We start from the raw sequence: 16,964 nt of genomic DNA, 5'->3' as shown, positions 1-16,964 counted from the left end.
TGGATGAACGATCCCGCCGGCGGTTTTCCCGGCCTTCTCCGCGAAAGTTCCCCCATACGACCTAATTCGAGGCCGTACGGGGGCCGCCGCTTTACGCGGTCTTCCGTTTCACAGCCGGGGGTCGACCGGCTCCGACTCCAGGGCGAGGACGGCGAACACCGCCTCGTGGACCCGCCACAGCGGCTCCGCCGCCGCGAGCCGGTCCAGCGCCTCCAGGCCCAGCGCGTACTCGCGCAGGGCGAGCGAGCGCTTGTGCCCGAGGAACCTCTCGCGCAGCCGCTCCAGCCGGTCGGGGCGGGTGTACTCCGGGCCGTAGATGATCCGCAGGTACTCGCGCCCGCGCACCTTCAGCCCCGGCTGGACCAGCCGCCCCTTCCCGTCCCGGGCGTAGGCCTGGAGCGGTTTGACGACCATGCCCTCACCGCCGGCCCCGGTCAGCTCCAGCCACCAGTCGGTGCCCGCGCGGACGGAGTCCTCGTCGGCGGTGTCCACGTACACCCGGCGGGTGCGGCGCAGCAGCGGGGCGGCGGAGCGCTCGTCGGCATCGGCGAGGCGGTCCAGCCAGGCGAGCTGCTCGTCGTGCGGTACGGCCGCCAGGGACCGCCCGGCCGCGGCGAGCAGCTGGAACGGCGCGAACCGTACGCCCTCCAGCCCGTCGGTGGTCCAGCAGTAGCGCCGGTAGGCCTCGGTGAAGGCCTCGGCGTCGGCGGCCCGTCCGCGCTGGCGCTCCAGCAGTCCGCCCGTGTCCACGCCCCGGGCCTCGGCCGCGGCCAGGGCGGCGACGGCCTCCGGCAGGACGGTGCGGGAGGCCGCGCCCACGGCAGCGTACTGGTTGCGCAGCAGGCCGGTGGACTTCAGGGACCAGGGCAGGAGTTCCCCGTCCAGCAGCAGCCAGTCCGTACCGAGCTCCTCCCACAGTCCGGCGCCGTCCACGGCCGCGCGCAGGCGGGCGAGGAACTCCTCGGTGAGCTCAGGCTCCTGGAAGAAGGGGCGCCCGGTGCGGGTGTAGAGCGAGCCGGTGGGGCCGCCCTCGACGCCGAAGCGCGTCCGGGCGGCGGCGGCGTCCCGGCACAGCAGCACGGTGGCGCGGGAGCCCATGTGCTTCTCCTCGCACACGACCCGCCCGATGCCGTCGGCCCGGTACTGGGCGAAGGCCTCGGCGGGGTGCTCCAGCCATCCGTCCTCCCGGGAGGTGGCCGTCGGCGCCATGGTCGGCGGCAGGTACGGCACGAGGCGGGGGTCGACCGCGAAGCGGCTCATGACCTCCAGGGCGGCGGCCGCGTTCTCCTCGCGGACGCCCACGTTGCCCAGGTGGCGGGTCTCCACGACACGGCGGCCCTGCACGTCGGCCAGGTCGAGCGGGCGGCCGTCGAACCCTCCGGGCGCCTCGGCGGCCAGCGGCTTGACGGGCTCGTACCAGACCTTCTGCGCGGGTACGTCGACCAGTTCGCGCTCGGGCCAGCGCAGGGCGGTCATCCGGCCGCCGAAGACGGCGCCGGTGTCGAGGCAGATGGTGTTGTTGATCCAGGCGGTGTCCGGGACGGGGGTGTGTCCGTAGACCACGGCCGCCCTGCCCCGGTAGTCCTCGGCCCACGGGTAGCGCACGGGCAGGCCGAACTCGTCGGTCTCGCCGGTGGTCTCCCCGTAGAGGGCGTGCGAGCGGACCCGGCCGGAGGTGCGTCCGTGGTACTTCTCGGGCAGCCCGGCGTGGCAGACCACCAGCCGGCCGCCGTCGAGGACGTAGTGGCTGACCAGGCCGGAGATGAACTCCCTGACCTCCTTCACGAACTCCTCGCTCTCGTGGGAGAGCTGTTCGACGGTTTCTGCGAGGCCGTGGGTCTGCCGGACCGTGGACCCCTTGAGGTAACGGCCCAGCTTGTTCTCGTGGTTCCCGGGCACGCACAGCGCGTTGCCGGACTTGACCATGCCCATCACCCGGCGCAGCACGCCGGGGCTGTCGGGGCCGCGGTCGACGAGGTCGCCGACGAAGACGGCGGTGCGGCCCGCCGGATGGACACCGTCCTCGTAGCCGAGCCTGCCGAGCAGGGTCTCCAGCTCGGAGGAGCAGCCGTGGACGTCGCCGATGATGTCGAAGGGGCCGGTGAGGTGGGTGAGGTCGTTGAAGCGCTTCTCCCGCACCACCTCTGCGGATTCGGCCTCGTCCACGGTGCGCAGGACGTGCACCTTGCGGAAGCCCTCGCGCTCCAGTCCGCGCAGCGAGCGGCGCAGCTCGGAGCGGTGGCGCTGGATGACGCGGCGCGGCAGGCCGGCCCGGTCGGGGCGGGCCGCGTTGCGTTCGGCGCAGACCGACTCGGGCATGTCGAGGACGATGGCGATGGGCAGGACGTCGTGCTCGCGGGCCAGGCGGACGAGCTCGCGGCGGGACTCCTTCTGGACGCTGGTGGCGTCGACGACCGTGAGGCGTCCGGCGGCCAGCCGCTTGCCGGCGATGTAGTGGAGGACCTCGAAGGCGTCCTTGCTGGCGCTCTGGTCGTTCTCGTCGTCGGCGACCAGGCCGCGGCAGGAGTCCGAGGAGAGGATCTCGGTGGGTGCGAAGTGCTTGCGGGCGAAGGTGGACTTGCCCGATCCGGTGGCCCCGACGAGGACGACGAGGGACAGGTCGGTGACGGGAAGCACGCGGTGGGCGGTGGGGGTGGTCATGCTGCCTCTCCCTCCTTCGGGGTGTCGGCGGTGTCGGTCGCGGGGGTGCCGGTCGCGGGAGTGCCGGTCGCGGCGGGCTCGTCCGCGCGGGTGAAGACGGCCATCTGGGTCGGCGGGCCGACCTCGGGGTCCTCGTCGCCCACGGGCCGGTACGCCACGGCGTAGCCGTGCCGGGCGGCGACGCGGTCGGCCCAGGCGCGGAACTCCGCGCGGGTCCACTCGAAACGGTGGTCGCGGTGGCGGACCCGTCCGGCGGGCAGGGACTCCCAGCGGACGTTGTACTCGACGTTCGGGGTGGTCACGAGGACCGTGCGGGGGCGGGCCGAGCCGAAGACGGCGTACTCCAGGGCGGGCAGCCTCGGCAGGTCCAGGTGCTCGATGACCTCGCTGAGCACGGCCGCGTCGTAGCCGGCCAGCCGCTTGTCGGTGTAGGCCAGGGAGCCCTGGAGCAGCCGGACCCGGGAGCTCTGCCGCTCGCCCATCCGCTCCGGCCGCAGCCGGCGGGTGGCGGTGGTCAGGGCGCGCACGGAGACGTCCACGCCGACGATCTCGGTGAACGCGGTGTCCCGCAGGAGCGCCTGGACGAGCTGCCCCTCGCCGCAGCCCAGGTCGAGGACGCGGGCCGCCCCGGCCTCGCGCAGCGCGGCGAGGAGCGCGTCGCGGCGGCGTACCGCGAGGGGCACGGACCGCTCCCGCGGCTCGCCGTCCGGTCCGGCGGCCCCGCCCACGGCGTTGTCGAGCTCCTCGGCCTCGCTGCCGTCGGCCTCGGCGAGGCGCGCCAGTTCCAGGCGTTCCATGGCGCTCCGGGTGAGCCGCTTGTGGCGGGCCAGGTACCGGGCGGTGATGAGCGCGTGCTCGGGGTGCGCCGCCAGCCAGCCGTCTCCGGCGCGCAGCAGCTTGTCCACCTCGTCGGGGGCGACCCAGTAGTGCTTGGAATCGTCGAGCACGGGCAGCAGCACGTACAGCTGGCGCAGGGCGTCCTCCAGCCGGAGCCCGCCCTCCAGCACCAGACGCAGGTAGCGGCTGTCGCCCCAGGCGGGGAAGTGCTCGTCCAGGGCGATCGGGGTGGTCTCCACGGAGTCCCAGCCCAGCGGCCCGAACAGCCGGCGCACCAGGTCGGCGCCGCCCCGGGCGGGCAGCACCGGTATCTCGATCCGCAGCGGGCGTGCCTGGCCCGGGAGTTCTGGCCGGGCCTCGCACCGGCCCTTGAGGGCGGTGCGGAAGACCCCGCCCAGTGCGACGGCGAGCAGTGAGGAGGCCGCGTACGGCCGGTCGTTGACGTACTGCGCGAGCGCGGCGTCGGGCGCCCCGCCCCGGCCCTTGCCCTGGCCCTGGCCCTGGCCCTGGCCGCGCCGTACGAGCGCGACGGGGTCCACCTCGAGGAGCAGCGCGGCGGTGCAGCGCTGGTCGGTCGCCTCGGGGTAGAAGACGTGGGCGGTGCCGTGGGAGGTGGCGAAGGCCTGCGTCCTCCCGGGATGCTTGTGCAGCAGGAATCCCAGGTCAGTGGCAGGTTTCTCCGTGGTGCCGGTCGTGCTGATCGTCAGGAACATGCGCTTCAGTATGTGCAGGGGCTCGCCCCGCGGCCCACTGGTTTTCCTAGCGCGGCGGACGGTGGAGAGCGGCGCGCAGGCCCGCGATCCAGGGCGGGCCGATCCGGCAGCAGCCGCCGATGAGCCGGGCCCCGGCCTCCTGCCAGGCGGCGGTGGGCCAGGGGGCGGGGTGCGCGGGGGCGTGCCAGGTGCGGGTCCCGGCGTCCCAGACGGAGCCGTCGTTGGGGTAGGCCAGCAGCGGCTTGGCCGTGACGGAGGCGGCGGCCTCCAGGGCGGGCAGCACGTCCGCCGGATCGCAGCAGTTGACGCCGACCGCGATCACCTCGGGTGCGTCGGCGGCCAGGGCGAAGGCCTCCGCCAGGGGCTGGCCGGCGCGGGTGCGGCCGTCGGCGACGGTGTAGCTCAGCCAGGCCCGCGCGCCCGTGCCGGCCAGCACCCGCAGCAGGGCCTCGGCCTCCTCGGAGTCCGGGACGGTCTCCAGCGCCAGGACGTCCGGCCCCGCCGCGAGCAGCGCCTCGATCCGGGGGCGGTGGAAGGCGGCCAGCGCGTCGCGGGTGAGCCCGTACCGGCCGCGGTATTCGGAGCCGTCGGCGAGGACCGCCCCGTACGGCCCCACCGAGGCGGCCACCCACACGCCGTGCCCGGCGGCGCGGGCCGCGCCGTCGGCCACCCGGACGGCGCGCTCCAGCAGGCCGGGGTCGTCGCCGACCTGGTAGCTCGCGGTGATCAGCACCTCGGCGCCGGCCCGGGCGTACGCCGTGTGGGCGGCCTCCACCTGGTTGGGGCGCTCGGCGAGCACCCGGCCGGTCCAGAGGTCCCCGGACAGGTCGCAGCCCTGGTCGGCGAGCTGGTTGCTCAGCCCGCCGTCCAGGAGCACGGGCCCGTGGGCCAGGGCTTCGGCGAGCGGGCCGGTCGCGCGGGGCATCGGCGGGGCCTCCGTCCGGTGGTGGGTTGGGGTCGGCTCGGGCGGATCAGCCGAGCTGGGACATGACCTGTCCGGCGATCAGCTCCAGGTGGTCCAGGTCGCCGAGGTCGAGGACCTGGAGGTAGGTGCGGGAGGAACCGATGGCCGCGTAGGTGCCGAGCTTCTCGACGACCTCGGCCGGGGAGCCCGCCAGGCCGTTGGCCTTGAGCTCGTCGACCTCGCGGCCGATGGCGGCGGCCCGCCGGGCGACCTCGGCGTCGTCCTTGCCCACGCACACGACCAGGGCGTTCGAGTAGACGATCTCCTCCGCCTTGCGCCCGGTCTCGGCGGCGGCCTCGCGGACCCGGGCGAACTGCCGGCGGCTGTCCTCGACCGAGGCGAACGGCATGTTGAACTCGTCCGCGTACCGGGCGGCGAGGCGGGGGGTGCGGCGCGCCCCGTGCCCGCCGACGAGGACGGGGACCTTGGCCTGGGCCGGCTTGGGCAGGGCCGGTGAGTTCTCCAGCCGGTAGTGGGTGCCGTGGAAGTCGAAGGTCGCGCCGGGCTCGGTGGCCCACAGGCCGGTGACGATGGCCAGCTGCTCCTCCAGCCGGGCCATCCGCTCGGCCGGGAAGGGGATCCCGTAGGCCTTGTGCTCCTCCTCGAACCAGCCCGCGCCCAGACCGAGTTCGACCCGGCCGCCGGACATCTGGTCGACCTGCGCCACCTGGATCGCGAGGACGCCGGGCAGCCGGAAGGTGCCGGCCGTCATCAGCGTGCCCAGCCGGATCCGCTTGGTCTCGCGGGCCAGGCCGGCGAGGGTGATCCAGGCGTCGGTGGGGCCGGGCAGGCCGTCGACCGACCCCATCCGCACGTAGTGGTCGGAGCGGAAGAAGGCGTCGAAGCCGAGTTCCTCGGTGGCCTTGGCGACGGTCAGGAGGGTGTCGTAGTCGGCGCCCTGCTGGGGCTCGGTGAAGATGCGGAGATCCATGTCCCCATCCTGCCCTTCCCGCTCCTCTGCCGGGTGAATCTGCGTCAACCGGGCGGCGCGCGCCCCGGCGCGTCAGTGACCAGCGCGGATGGAGATCGTTGGCCCGGACGGAGCCGGACCGCCCGGCCCGCGCGCCGGCGGGCTCCCGCCGGTACGACCGCCGTCCCCCTTCCGTACCGGAGGGGCCAGGGCCGAGGAGGCCGCCATGTCCCACGAGTCCGCGCCCGAGCACCCCGGACAGACCGGACAGGCAGCACACGACCGCGCGCACGGTGAGCCGGCGGTGCCCGCCCAGGGCGGCGCGCCGAGGAGCCTGCTCCAGCAGATGGAGGAGCTGATGGCTGCGCTCGACGCCGACCTGTCCCGGCTCGACGCCGACCTCCAGCACTCCGCGGACCGCACCGCCCCCGCCGCGCCGGCCGGCCCGGGCGGGCACGCGTACGAGGGCGGGCGCGGCTCCGACCGGTCCCTCTGACCCCGCGGGGTCCCGTCGCCCAGGGCGGGACCCTGCGGCCCGACGCGCCTGACCCTGGACCCGACGCGCCTGACCCTCGACCCGACGCGCCGGACCCGCGGCCCGGCCGCCCGCCGCGCGGCGGGCCTCAGAGCACGCCCGAGGCCGACCCCCGCTCCCGGACCGCCATCCTGCGCAGCAGGGCCCGGACCCGGTCGCTCGACTCGTCCGCCGCGTCGATCGACTCTATGCACTGCCAGTACAGGCTCTCGTCGTCCGTCGCGCAGGCCACTCCGACGAGCGCTATCCCGACCTCGCCGAGCAGCGCCTGGAGTCCGAGCAGCGCCTGCCGCACATCCGCCACCGCCGTCAGCTGCGCCGCGCGCGGCGGCTGTTCGGGGGCGACGCCCTCACCGCCGGCCAGGGCCGTCCGGTCGACGGCCCCGCAGCCTCTGCCCCCCGCTTCCGCCAGTCCCCGTGCCTCCGCTCTCAGCTCCGGCGGCCCGGTGACCGCCAGCCAGCTCCCCAGCCCCTGGGCGAGCGCCTGGGCCTGCCAGGCCTCGCCCACGATGTCCCACGCAGCCGCGCTCCGTGCCAGCGCGTGCCGGCCGGCCGCGATGAGCCGTACCGCATCCATATGCCGTCCCCCGTCCGCACGACATCCTGTCCATCTCCACTACCCAGAGTGAAGGCAACGAGCCAGTAAAGCCAGGGGTATTCGGAAATCTGTGGACACAATCAAGGTTGTGGACGACACCATCACTCCGAAGAGTGACAATCTGGTGCCGATGTCCCGGTCGCCGGGAAACGCCGCTCGTTCCTCTCGATCTTCGCGGCGAGCGCATCCAGCACATCCACCCCGAGAACCTCACAGAACTGCAGCAGATACGCCAGCACGTCGGCCACCTCATCGGTCACCCGGTGTGCGTTCTCCGGCTTCTCCATGATCGCCGCCGACTGTTCCGGTGTCAGCCACTGGAAGATCTCGACCAGTTCGGCGGCCTCCACGCTCAGCGCGACGGCCAGGTTCTTGGGCGTGTGGTAAGGGGCCCAGTCCCGGGCGGCCGCGAACTCGGCCAGCCGTCGCTGGAGTCGGTACAGCCGCTCGTCGCGCGGCGGCCGGGGCCCGTCGTCCGTGGGTGCAGCACTCATGGGGACAGGTCTACCACCGAGACGCCGGGGATCCCGCGGGCGGTTCCCGCCGCGTCCTCGCCGACCGCCCCCACCAGCCGGACGTGTCCGCGCGCCCCGGAGAGCAGGGCCAGGCGCAGCAGTTCGCCGCACTGGCGCCGGTCCAGGCCGCGGTCGAGGCCGTCGGCGAGCACGGTCAGCGCCTGCCGGGCCGACAGGAGCTCGGCGGCCGGGTCCACCGCCAGCACCCCGGGCCCGGTGAGCAGGACGAGGGCCAGGGCCAGGAAGCGGAGTTCACCGTCGCCGAGCCGGGCGAGCTCCGTGGCCGGGCGCCCGGCGCCGCGCTCCAGCACGGCCGCCACCAGCCCGCCGGCGTCCCCGCCGCGGGCTCCGGCCGCGCCCGGGCCGTCACCGCGCACCCCGAGCGCGGCCACCGGGCCCGCGCACCCGGTCTGCGCCGCCCGGGTCAACAGGGCGTGCCGGGTGCCGCATTCGTGGCGGGTCCGGCGCAGGACGTCGGCCAGGTTCCCGCAGTCGCTCCACAGCCGCCCCTCCCCGGGCGGCACGGGCTCCCGCATCCGGCCGGGCCGGGGGTCGCAGGGGAACACCGACCGCAGCGCCACCACCACCTGCTCGGCGGCGGCCAGCACCCGCCGCTGCCCGGCGGTGGCCCCGGCGACGCGCAGGGGCAGCAGGGCGGTGCCGAGCCGGTCGTCGGGCAGCGGGGCGCGGGTCATCCCGGCGGAGCCGCCGGTCAGCCAGGCGGCCTGGACGGAGCGGCGGCGCGGGTCGCGCAGGGCGGTGGCGAGGAGCACGCCCCCGTCCTGGGAGAGCCGCTCGCCGGCGATCCGCAGCGTCGGCTCCGCCTGTACGGCGAGGTCGAGGCGGACGGGACCGGCCGGGCCGTCGACGGTGCAGCCGATCCGGAAGCCGCGCCGGCCGTCGGCGTCGGGCCGCGCCCCCTCCGGCACCCGGGCCGCCGCGTCCGGGAAGACCTCGTCCAGCACGGCCCCGGAGGCGAGCCGGGACAGGGCCCCGTAGGCGTCCAGCGCCTGGGACTTGCCGCTGCCGCTGGGCCCGGCGAACAGGGTCAGCGGCCCGAGCGGGAACACCGCCGCCCGGTGCGGCCCGAAGGCGGACAGCTGCAACTCGGTGACGGCGGGCCGGTGGTGCTCCCGGGGCGGCGCCCCGGGAGCCGTGTCCGCGTCGGCCGCGGCGGATAACGCGGCGGGGGCTGCCGGCCCGGCCGCGTGCAGTGTGGCGTCCATGGCCGGACGGTACGGTCCGCGGGGCCCCTGCCGGGCCCGGCGAACCGTTCCACCGCCGCCACCTTCCTACGATCGGGGGACGGCCGCGGCCGCGATCCCCTCGACCTCGGTGCCGACGGGCGCCAGCAGGAAGACGTTCCGGTCGACCCGGTGCATCCCGCTGCCCAGCCCGAAGACGACCCCGCTGCTGAAGTCGAGGATCCGCTTGGCCACTTCGCTGTCCGCGCCGGTGAGGTCCAGGAGCACCGGGATCTGCGCGATCAGGTACTCCGCCACCTCCCGCGCGTCGGCGAAGATCTGGACCCGGATCACCACGAAGCGCCGCTGTTCCGCCGCGGACGCCCCGGGGGCCTTGGGGATCGTGCGGTGGTCCACCCGGGAGGGCCATTCGTTGCGACTGCGCAGCGGCACCACCTGCGCGAGTCCCTCCCACTGCTCGTCGGTGACGTCGTACCTGCTCACCGGGCCGCCTCGGCCGTGCGCTTCATGTGCATCCCCCCATCCTCTCGCGTTTCACCCGTTCGGCCCAACACCGACACGAAGCACGTAGGGTCGCCGCCATGACCAATGGCGAGGAGGTCCGCACCTTACGCGACATCGCGGGTGGCGGCCCCGTCCGGCGCACCGCGTCCGGGACCGCCGGAGCGCCACCCCCGCGCCCCCGGCAGCGCGAGGACGCGATCCGCAACCACGCCCAGATCCTCGCGGCCGCCGAGCAGTTGTTCACGGAGCGGGACCCCCGCAGTGTGACGATGGACCAGATAGCCAAGGCCGCCGGGGTGGGGCGGGCCACCCTCTACCGGCGCTTCCCCGATCCGCCGGCCGTCGCCGCGGCCCTCCTCGACGAGCACGAGCGCATCCTCCAGGGCCGCCTGGCCTTCGGCCCGCCCCCGCTGGGCCCGGGCGCTCCCCCGGCGCAGCGCCTGGCGGCCTTCTACGCCGCCGTCCTGGACCACCTGGAGCGGCACCTCCCGCTGACCCTGGGCATCCGGCCGGGCCCGGCCCGGTTCTCCGCGGGCGCCTACCGGCACTGGCGCGCGCACGTCCGGTCCCTGCTGGTGGAGGCCGGCGCCCCCGATCCCGACGTCAGCGTGGACGCGCTGCTGAGCCCGCTCGCCCCGGAGGTCTACCAGTTCCAGCGGCACACCCTCGGCTTCCCGCCCGAACGGATCGCCGAGACCCTCGGGCGGCTGGCCCGCGGGGTACTCCCCGAACCACGAATAGGTTAGGTTAGGCATACCTAACCTTCTGGACGACCTTCTGGACGAGGGAGAGATCCGCATGCGCCTGCCCGGTGCCCCCGCCGCCACGCCCGCCGCCGCCCGGCCCACCGACGCCGAGCGGGTCCGCTCCGTGCTGGCAGCCGCCCACTCCATGACGGTGGTCGTCGACGGGGTGCGCCACGAGGTCCGCCACCTCGACGACGGCGATCCCCTCGGCCGCCTCCACCTGCACCCGGCGGCGCCCGCCGCCGGACACCCCGCCTCCCTCCTCGGCGACGCACGCCCGTCCATCCGCCTGGAGTTCACCGACGTCGCCCCGACCCCCGTACGCGACCGGGTCCGCGCCCGCGTCACCGTGCTGGGCCGCCTGCTGACCCCGTACACCGGCGAGGACGCCGGCCCCGACGCCACCACCTGCGTGGAATACGGCCACGCGGTCCTCCAGACCGCGGCGGGGACCTCGTACCTCGGCCTGGAGGAGCTGGACGGCGCCCGGCCCGACCCGCTCGCCCCCTACGAGGCGGGCATGCTCACCCACCTCCTCGACGAGCACCCCGAACTGGTCACCCTGCTGCTGCGGCTGGTCGGGCCGCGCCCCACGGCCGCCGTCGTCCGGGCGCTGCCGCTCGCCCTGGACCGGTACGGGATCACCCTGCGCCTGGAGGAGCGCACCGGGCACCGGGACGTCCGGCTGGCCTTCCCCTCCCCGCTGGACGACGTCGAGCAGTCGGGCGCGCAGATCCAGGCCCTGCTCAGCGCGGCCCGGCGGCGCTCGCACCCCAACACCCTGCCCGCATGAGGAGGCGCGGAGGACCGCACGAGGACCGCTCGAATCCGGGGGCCGGGCGGAACACCCCCGGCCGCCCGGTTCGTTGCCCCGTACATGAAGGCCATCACCTACCGCAGCTACGGAACTCCCGCCTCCCTGGAACTCGTTGAGGTACCCGAGCCCAAGGTCGGGCCCGGCGAGGTGCTGATCCGCGTCAGAGCGGCCGGGGTCAACCCGGTGGACTGGAAGCTCGCCGCCGGCTTCCTCGGGCACGTGCTGGAGGTCCGGCACCCGGTGATCCCCGGGTGGGACGTGGCCGGCGTGGTCGAGGCCGTCGGCCCCGACACCGACGACTACGCCGTGGGCGACGAGGTCTACGGGTACGTCCGCAAGGAATGGGTCCAGCTGGGCACGTACGCGGAGCTGGTCTCGGCCCCCGTGCGCACCCTCGCCCGCAAGCCCGCGACGCTCACCTTCGAGGAGGCCGCGGGCCTCCCCCTGGCCGGGCTCACCTCGTACCAGGCCGTCACCCGCGCCGGGGTCGCCGCCGGCCAGACCCTCGTCATCCACTCCGCCGCCGGCGGGGTCGGCTCGCTCGGCGTACAGGTCGCGGTGGCCCTCGGCGCCCGGGTCATCGGCACGGCCAGCGCCCGCAACCACGACTACCTGCGCTCACTGGGCGCCGAACCGGTGCTGTACGGGGACGGCGTGGCCGAGCGGATCGCCGAACTCGCCCCCGGGGGCGTCGACGCCGGGCTCGACTTCTACGGCGAGGGCGGCGTCGAGCTGCTCCAGTCCGTGGTCCGCCCGGGCGGACCGGTGGTCTCCGTCGCCGACAACGACGCGGGCGACAAGGGCGCGAAGCACATCTGGGCGCGCTCCTCCACCGCCGACCTCACCGCCCTCGCGGAGCTCGCCGACACCGGCAGGCTCGCCGTCAAGGTGGGCCACGTCCTCCCGCTGGCCGAGGCCGGCCGCGCCTGGGAGCTGAGCGCGACCGGGCAGGCCCGCGGCAAGATCGTCCTCACGGTCTGAACGCCCCGGGGCGGGCGGGGTTCCGTGCGGGGAACCCCACCCGCCCCGGGGCGTGTGGACGGGGAGCGGTCAGGCGCTCCGCCGGGCGTGCCGGCCCGCGGGACGCGGCAGGCCGTAGTGCTCGCGCAGGGTGGTGCCGGTGTACTCGGTGCGGAAGAGGCCGCGGCGCTGGAGCACCGGCACGACGTGGTCGACGAAGTCGGTCAGACCGGTGGGCAGGACGGGCGCCATGACGTTGAAGCCGTCGGCGGCCCCCTGGGTGAACCACTCCTCCAGCTGGTCGGCGATCTGCTCCGGGGTGCCGGCGTGGACGCGGTGGCCGCGGCCCGCCCCGAGGCGGGCGATCAGCTCGCGCAGGGTGAGGCCGTCGCGGCGGGCGAGCTCGGCGACGAGCGTGAAGCGGCTCTTGTTGCCGTTGATGTCCCGTTCCTCGGGCAGTTCGGGGAGCGGGCCGTCGAGCGGCAGGCCGGTCAGGTCGGTGCCGAGCATCCCCGAGAGCTGGGCGAGCCCGTACTCGGGGATCTGGAGCTCGGTGAGCTCCTGCTCCAGGGCCTTCGCCTCGGCCTCGGTGGAGCCGATGACGGGGGCGATGCCGGGCAGCACGAGGAGGTCCTCCTCGGCGCGGCCGTACTTGGCGAGGCGGGACTTGAGGTCCTTGTAGAAGGTCTGGCCGTCGACGAGGGTCTGCTGGGCCGTGAAGACGGCCTCCGCGTACTGCGCGGCGAACTCCTTGCCGTCCTCGGAGGACCCGGCCTGGACGAGCAGCGGGTGGCCCTGCGGCGAGCGGGGCACGTTGAGCGGGCCCGCGACCGAGAAGTGCTCGCCCCGGTGGGCGGCGGGGTGGAGCCGGTCGGTGTCGGCGTAGATCCCGCGCTCCTTGTCGAGGACGACCGCGCCGTCCTCCCAGCTGTCCCAGAGCTTGGTGGCCACGTCGAGGAACTCGCGGGCCCGCTCGTAGCGCAGGCCGTGCTCCAGGTGCTCGTCGCGGTTGAAGTTGCGGGCCTCCTCGACGGTGCCGGAGGTCACGATGTTCCAGCCGGCCCGGCCGCCGCTGATGTGGTCCAGGGAGGCGAACTTGCGGGCGGTGTGGAAGGGCTCGTTGAAGGTGGTGGAGACGGTCGCGATGAGCCCGACGTGCGTGGTGACGGCCGCGATCGCGGACAGCAGGGTCAGCGGCTCGAACCCGCCGAGGGCGTTGTGGCGGGCCTTGCCCCACAGGGCGAGGCCGTCGGCGAAGAAGACGGAGTCCAGGCGTCCGCGCTCGGCGGTGCGGGCCAGCTCCTGGAAGTAGGTCACGTCGGTGACGCGCTCGGGGCTGGCGGCGGGGTGGCGCCAGGCGGCGTCGTGGTGGCCGGCGTTCATCAGGAAGGCGTTGAGGTGGAGCGTGCGGGGTGCGGGCATGTCGGTTCCCTCGGGTGTGACGGGGGGCGGGTCAGGCGGGGACGCGCCAGAGGCTGAGGCGGCGTTCGACCGCGACCAGGAGCTGGTTGAAGGCCACCCCGATGGCGGAGATCGTGACGATCCCCGCGTACATCTGGGGGATGGCGAAGTTGAACTGGGAGGCGTTGATCAGGTAGCCCAGACCCGCCTTGGCGCCGATCATCTCGGCGGCCACGAGGACCAGGATCGAGACCGCGCCCGCCAGCCGGATTCCGGTGAAGACGGCCGGGACCGAGGCCGGCAGGATCACCTTCTGGAAGAGCCGGGGGGTGGACAGGTCCATCGAGCGGGCCAGCCGGACCAGGGTGGGGTCGGCGTTCCCGACGGCGCTGATGGTGTTCAGCAGGATCGGCCAGACGCAGGCGTAGACGACGATCGAGATCTTCGAGGTCTCCCCGATGCCGAGGAGCAGGACGAAGACGGGCAGCAGCGCGAGGGCCGCCGTGTTGCGGAACAGCTCCAGCAGCGGGCCGAGGAAGGCCGCGACGGGGCGGTACCAGCCGATCAGCAGGCCGAGCGGGACGGCGACGAGCACGGCGAGGGCGAAGCCGCCGAAGGAGCGGGTGAGGCTGGCCCGGGTGTGCTCGGCGAGCTGCCCGTCCGCGAGCAGCCCCCACCAGGCCCGGGCCACCTCGCTGAACGGGGGCAGGAAGGTGGCGTCGACCAACCCGAGCCGGGGCGCGGCCTCCCACAGCGCCAGCAGCGCGAGCACCGCCGCCGACCGCAGCAGCCCGGCCCGCAGCCGGCGCAGCACGGCCGTCGCCACGGGCCGGCCCCGGACGCCGGGGGCGGGGCCCTTCACGGGCCGGCCGGCCGCGCCGCCGGCGGCTTCCGGCCGCTCGGCGGCCCCCGCCGGCGCCGGGCCCCCGGCGTCCGGCGCGGGGGACGCTCCCCCGGCGTCGGTCCCGGTGCCCGCGGCACCGGGGACGCGCGGAGCGGGGACGCGCGGAGCCGGGGCGGACGGAGCCGGGGCGGGCCTAGCCGGGGCGGGCCTAGCCGGGGCGGACGGCTCCTTCGCGGCCCCCGGCGGGACGGAGACGGGTAGGGATACGGAGACGGGTGCGGGTGTCTCGGTGCTCATACGGCGGCCTCTTCCTTCTCCAGTTGCCGGGCCCGGGCCACCTCGTCGTGGAGCAGGGTCCAGATCTCGTGGCGGTAGCGGGAGAACTCCGGGCTGGAGCGCAGGTCCTCGCCCGTCGCCCCGGTCGACCGGTCCCCGAAGGAGACCGGGACGACCTCCTTGACCCGGCCCGGGCGGGAGGTGATGACGGCCACCTTCTGCCCCAGGTACACGGCCTCCTCGATGCCGTGCGTGATGAAGACGACCGTCTTGCCGGTGGTCTGCCAGATGCGGCGCAGCTCGTCCTGGAGGGACTCGCGGGTCTGCGCGTCGAGGGCGGCGAACGGCTCGTCCATGAGCAGCACGTCCGGGTCGTAGGCCAGCGAGCGGGCGATCGCGACCCGCTGGCGCATCCCGCCGGAGAGCTCGTGCGGGTGCCGGTCCTCGAATCCGGCGAGTCCCACCAGTTCCAGGAACTCCCGCGCCCTGGCCGCCCGTTGTCTGCGGGGGACACCGGTCGCCTCCAGGCCGAACTCGACGTTGCCGAGCGCGGTGCGCCAGGGCAGCAGGGCGTACTGCTGGAAGACGATGCCCCGGTCCAGGCCGGGGCCCGTCACGGGCCGGCCGTCCAGGAGGATCCGTCCGGAGGTGGGGCGGGTGAGCCCGCCGAGGAGGTCCAGGAGGGTGGACTTGCCGCAGCCGCTCGGGCCCACGACGACGAGGAACTCCCCCGTCCCGATCTCCAGGTCGATGCCGTCGAGGGCGGTGAACTCCCCCCTGCTCCTGCCCTTCACCGGGAAGGTCTTCACCACCGACTGGAACTCGATCTTCGCCATGGCAGGTCAGCCCTTCCCGTACGCGTTGAACTCGTTCGTGTAGAGGTCGGACGGCTTGAGCTGTCCGGCCTTGATCTCGCCGCGCTGAGCGAGCCAGTCCAGCCAGAGGGCGAACTCCTTGTCCTCGATGCGGCCGCCCGTCTCGGCGACCCCGTAGGAGCGCCAGTACTTCAGCGTCGCGGTGTCCTCGTTGCGGCCGCGCTTCCTGATGATCGACTCCATCCGGGCGACGACCTCCTCGCGCGGGGTCGTGCGGGACCACTCGATGGCCTTGGCGACGCCGGTGGTGAAGGCGCGGACGGTGTCCGGGTTCTCCTTGATGAAACGCTGCGTCATCACGTAGGAGCCGGCGCTGAACCTGCCGAGCAGGTCGAAGTCGCTGAACAGCGGGCGGATGCCGCCGGCGGCCACGGCCTTGTCGCGCAGGACCCCGCCCAGCACGCCCACGTCGATCTGTCTCTGGCGCAGCGTCTGCTCGGTGTTGACGGGCGGCACGACCAGGGCCTCGACCTTGGCCGCATCGGCCTTGCCGATGCCGTTGCGGCCAAGGTAGATGTCGAGGACCGCCTGGGAGTGCGCGCCCAGGGTGTTCATGCCGACCTTCTTGCCGAGCAGGTCGCGGGCGGAGCGGATCGGGCTGTCCTCCAGGACGTAGTAGCCGCTGTAGGCGTCCTGGTCGACTCCGTAGTACGAGATGACCGCCTTGATCGGGGCCTTGCCCGCGGCGAGTTTGACGATCGCCCCGTTGAAGGCGCCGCCGAAGTGGATCTGGCCGGTGGCGGCGGACTGGATGTCCTGCGGGCCGCTGATGGTGTTGCCGACCCACTCCAGGGTGAGGCCGCCGAGGAAGCCGAGGTCGGCGGCCAGTTCGGGCAGGGTGACCGCGCCGACGCTGCCCTGGTACTTGAGCGTGGTGACCTGGCCGCCCGGGCGGGCGGGCCCGCCGGTGGCGGTGGCGGTGCCGCAGCCCACCGCGGCCGCCGAGATGCCGAGCAGGGTGAGGAACTGGCGCCGGGTGCGGGCGGTCGGGGTAACGGGTGCTGCGGGCATGACGGGTCCTTGTCGGTGCGGGTTACGGGGTGGCGGCGAGGGCGGCCGTCGCGGAGCGCACGGCGTCGGCGAACTCGTCGACGGCCTGGTAGAGGTCCAGCTCCGCCTCGGGGCGCAGCCGGTCCGGGCCCGCGCTGCGCTCGACGGAGGAGTCCAGGACGAAGCGGCCGGCGGTGACGTGCCGGGCCCCGAGGGCGGCGAGGACCGGGCGCAGGGCGTAGTCGATGGTCAGGACGTGGGCGAGGCTGCCGCCGGTGGCCAGGGGCAGGATCGTTTTTCCGGCCAGCCCGTCCTGCGGGAGCAGGTCCAGGAAGGCCTTGAGCAGCCCGGTGTACGAGGCCTTGTAGACGGGGGTCGCGATGACCAGGCCGTCGGCCTCGGCGACGGCCTCCAGCGCGCGGCGGACCTCCGGCTCACCGCGGCGGGCCGACAGGAGGTCGGCGGCGGGGAGCAGGCGTACGTCCAGGTGGGAGGTCTCGAAGCCGGCGTGGTCGAGGCGGCGCAGCGCGTGCTCGGCGACGACGACGGTGCGGGAGTGGGCGGAGGGGCTGCCGGTGAGGGCGAGCAGCTTGGGCACGGGGGCTCCTCGGGT

The 16,964-nt window shown here is 74.6% G+C and carries 17 protein-coding genes; 4 read left to right on the top strand and 13 right to left on the bottom strand.

What is annotated here, in order from left to right:
• Positions 1-108 precede the first annotated feature (108 nt).
• Genes ACIRBY_RS24215 through ACIRBY_RS24200 form a run of 4 tightly spaced genes read right to left on the bottom strand, consistent with a single transcriptional unit; the run spans position 109 to position 6,106 of the window.
• Complete coding sequence (locus tag ACIRBY_RS24215; protein ID WP_403903752.1) at positions 109-2,661, bottom strand: polynucleotide kinase-phosphatase; 2,553 nt, start codon at positions 2,659-2,661, stop codon at positions 109-111.
• On the bottom strand, positions 2,658-4,211 hold the full coding sequence (locus ACIRBY_RS24210) for a 3' terminal RNA ribose 2'-O-methyltransferase Hen1 (RefSeq protein ID WP_403903749.1): 1,554 nt from the start codon (positions 4,209-4,211) through the stop codon (positions 2,658-2,660). Before ACIRBY_RS24210 ends, ACIRBY_RS24215 begins: the two co-directional genes overlap by 4 nt.
• A gap of 46 nt (positions 4,212-4,257) precedes the next feature.
• Positions 4,258-5,136, bottom strand: coding sequence for a homocysteine S-methyltransferase (gene mmuM, locus ACIRBY_RS24205; RefSeq protein WP_403903747.1), 879 nt, complete (start codon positions 5,134-5,136; stop codon positions 4,258-4,260).
• A 46-nt stretch (positions 5,137-5,182) separates the two neighbouring features.
• Positions 5,183-6,106 carry an LLM class F420-dependent oxidoreductase gene (locus ACIRBY_RS24200; protein WP_403903745.1) on the bottom strand — a complete coding sequence of 308 codons (924 nt, stop codon included), beginning with the start codon at positions 6,104-6,106 and terminating at the stop codon, positions 5,183-5,185.
• Positions 6,107-6,311: 205 nt separating this feature from the next.
• Between ACIRBY_RS24200 and ACIRBY_RS24195 the strand changes: the two genes are divergently transcribed.
• Complete coding sequence (locus ACIRBY_RS24195; protein WP_403903743.1) at positions 6,312-6,581, top strand: hypothetical protein; 270 nt, start codon at positions 6,312-6,314, stop codon at positions 6,579-6,581.
• A 127-nt stretch (positions 6,582-6,708) separates the two neighbouring features.
• Here the strand turns inward: ACIRBY_RS24195 and ACIRBY_RS24190 are convergent, their stop codons facing one another.
• The 4 genes from ACIRBY_RS24190 to ACIRBY_RS24175 form a co-directional block, all read right to left on the bottom strand.
• On the bottom strand, positions 6,709-7,197 hold the full coding sequence (locus ACIRBY_RS24190; protein ID WP_403903741.1) for a DUF6099 family protein: 489 nt from the start codon (positions 7,195-7,197) through the stop codon (positions 6,709-6,711).
• Between the two features lie 122 nt (positions 7,198-7,319).
• Positions 7,320-7,712, bottom strand: a complete 393-nt coding sequence (locus ACIRBY_RS24185) for a nucleotide pyrophosphohydrolase (RefSeq protein WP_403903739.1) — start codon at positions 7,710-7,712, stop codon at positions 7,320-7,322.
• The gene (locus ACIRBY_RS24180; RefSeq protein WP_403903736.1) at positions 7,709-8,959 is read right to left on the bottom strand and encodes an ATP-binding protein; all 1,251 of its coding nucleotides are present in this window, start codon (positions 8,957-8,959) and stop codon (positions 7,709-7,711) included. Before ACIRBY_RS24180 ends, ACIRBY_RS24185 begins: the two co-directional genes overlap by 4 nt.
• A 66-nt stretch (positions 8,960-9,025) precedes the next feature.
• A complete protein-coding gene (locus tag ACIRBY_RS24175) occupies positions 9,026-9,421 on the bottom strand; it encodes a cell division protein SepF (protein ID WP_189739116.1) in 396 nt (131 codons plus the stop codon).
• A gap of 98 nt (positions 9,422-9,519) precedes the next feature.
• Here ACIRBY_RS24175 and ACIRBY_RS24170 point away from each other — a divergent pair, with 98 nt between their 5' ends.
• The 3 genes from ACIRBY_RS24170 to ACIRBY_RS24160 all read left to right on the top strand — a co-directional run bounded on the left by ACIRBY_RS24170 (position 9,520) and on the right by ACIRBY_RS24160 (position 11,986).
• Positions 9,520-10,188, top strand: a complete 669-nt coding sequence (locus ACIRBY_RS24170) for a TetR/AcrR family transcriptional regulator (RefSeq protein WP_403903734.1) — start codon at positions 9,520-9,522, stop codon at positions 10,186-10,188.
• 52 nt (positions 10,189-10,240) lie between these two features.
• Positions 10,241-10,981, top strand: coding sequence for a DUF2470 domain-containing protein (locus tag ACIRBY_RS24165; protein WP_403903732.1), 741 nt, complete (start codon positions 10,241-10,243; stop codon positions 10,979-10,981).
• Positions 10,982-11,065: 84 nt separating this feature from the next.
• Positions 11,066-11,986: an NADP-dependent oxidoreductase gene (locus ACIRBY_RS24160; protein ID WP_403903730.1), complete on the top strand. Its 921-nt coding sequence runs from the start codon at positions 11,066-11,068 to the stop codon at positions 11,984-11,986.
• 69 nt (positions 11,987-12,055) lie between these two features.
• Here the strand turns inward: ACIRBY_RS24160 and ACIRBY_RS24155 are convergent, their stop codons facing one another.
• The 5 genes from ACIRBY_RS24155 to ssuE form a co-directional block, all read right to left on the bottom strand.
• Positions 12,056-13,387 carry an LLM class flavin-dependent oxidoreductase gene (locus tag ACIRBY_RS24155; RefSeq protein ID WP_403903727.1) on the bottom strand — a complete coding sequence of 444 codons (1,332 nt, stop codon included), beginning with the start codon at positions 13,385-13,387 and terminating at the stop codon, positions 12,056-12,058.
• Between the two features lie 31 nt (positions 13,388-13,418).
• The gene (locus ACIRBY_RS24150; RefSeq protein ID WP_403903724.1) at positions 13,419-14,192 is read right to left on the bottom strand and encodes an ABC transporter permease; all 774 of its coding nucleotides are present in this window, start codon (positions 14,190-14,192) and stop codon (positions 13,419-13,421) included.
• Between the two features lie 311 nt (positions 14,193-14,503).
• On the bottom strand, positions 14,504-15,322 hold the full coding sequence (locus ACIRBY_RS24145; protein ID WP_403903721.1) for an ABC transporter ATP-binding protein: 819 nt from the start codon (positions 15,320-15,322) through the stop codon (positions 14,504-14,506).
• Positions 15,323-15,328: 6 nt separating this feature from the next.
• Positions 15,329-16,372, bottom strand: coding sequence for an ABC transporter substrate-binding protein (locus ACIRBY_RS24140; RefSeq protein ID WP_403903718.1), 1,044 nt, complete (start codon positions 16,370-16,372; stop codon positions 15,329-15,331).
• Positions 16,373-16,394: 22 nt separating this feature from the next.
• Positions 16,395-16,949, bottom strand: a complete 555-nt coding sequence (gene ssuE / locus ACIRBY_RS24135; protein ID WP_403903715.1) for an NADPH-dependent FMN reductase — start codon at positions 16,947-16,949, stop codon at positions 16,395-16,397.
• Between the last annotated feature and the right edge of the window lie 15 nt (positions 16,950-16,964).

This window comes from Streptomyces sp. NPDC096136 (genome assembly GCF_044763325.1).
GTDB lineage: Bacteria > Actinomycetota > Actinomycetes > Streptomycetales > Streptomycetaceae > Streptomyces.
The sequence above is the reverse complement of the archived record's forward strand: the minus strand, read 5'-3'. Positions and strand labels throughout refer to the sequence as shown.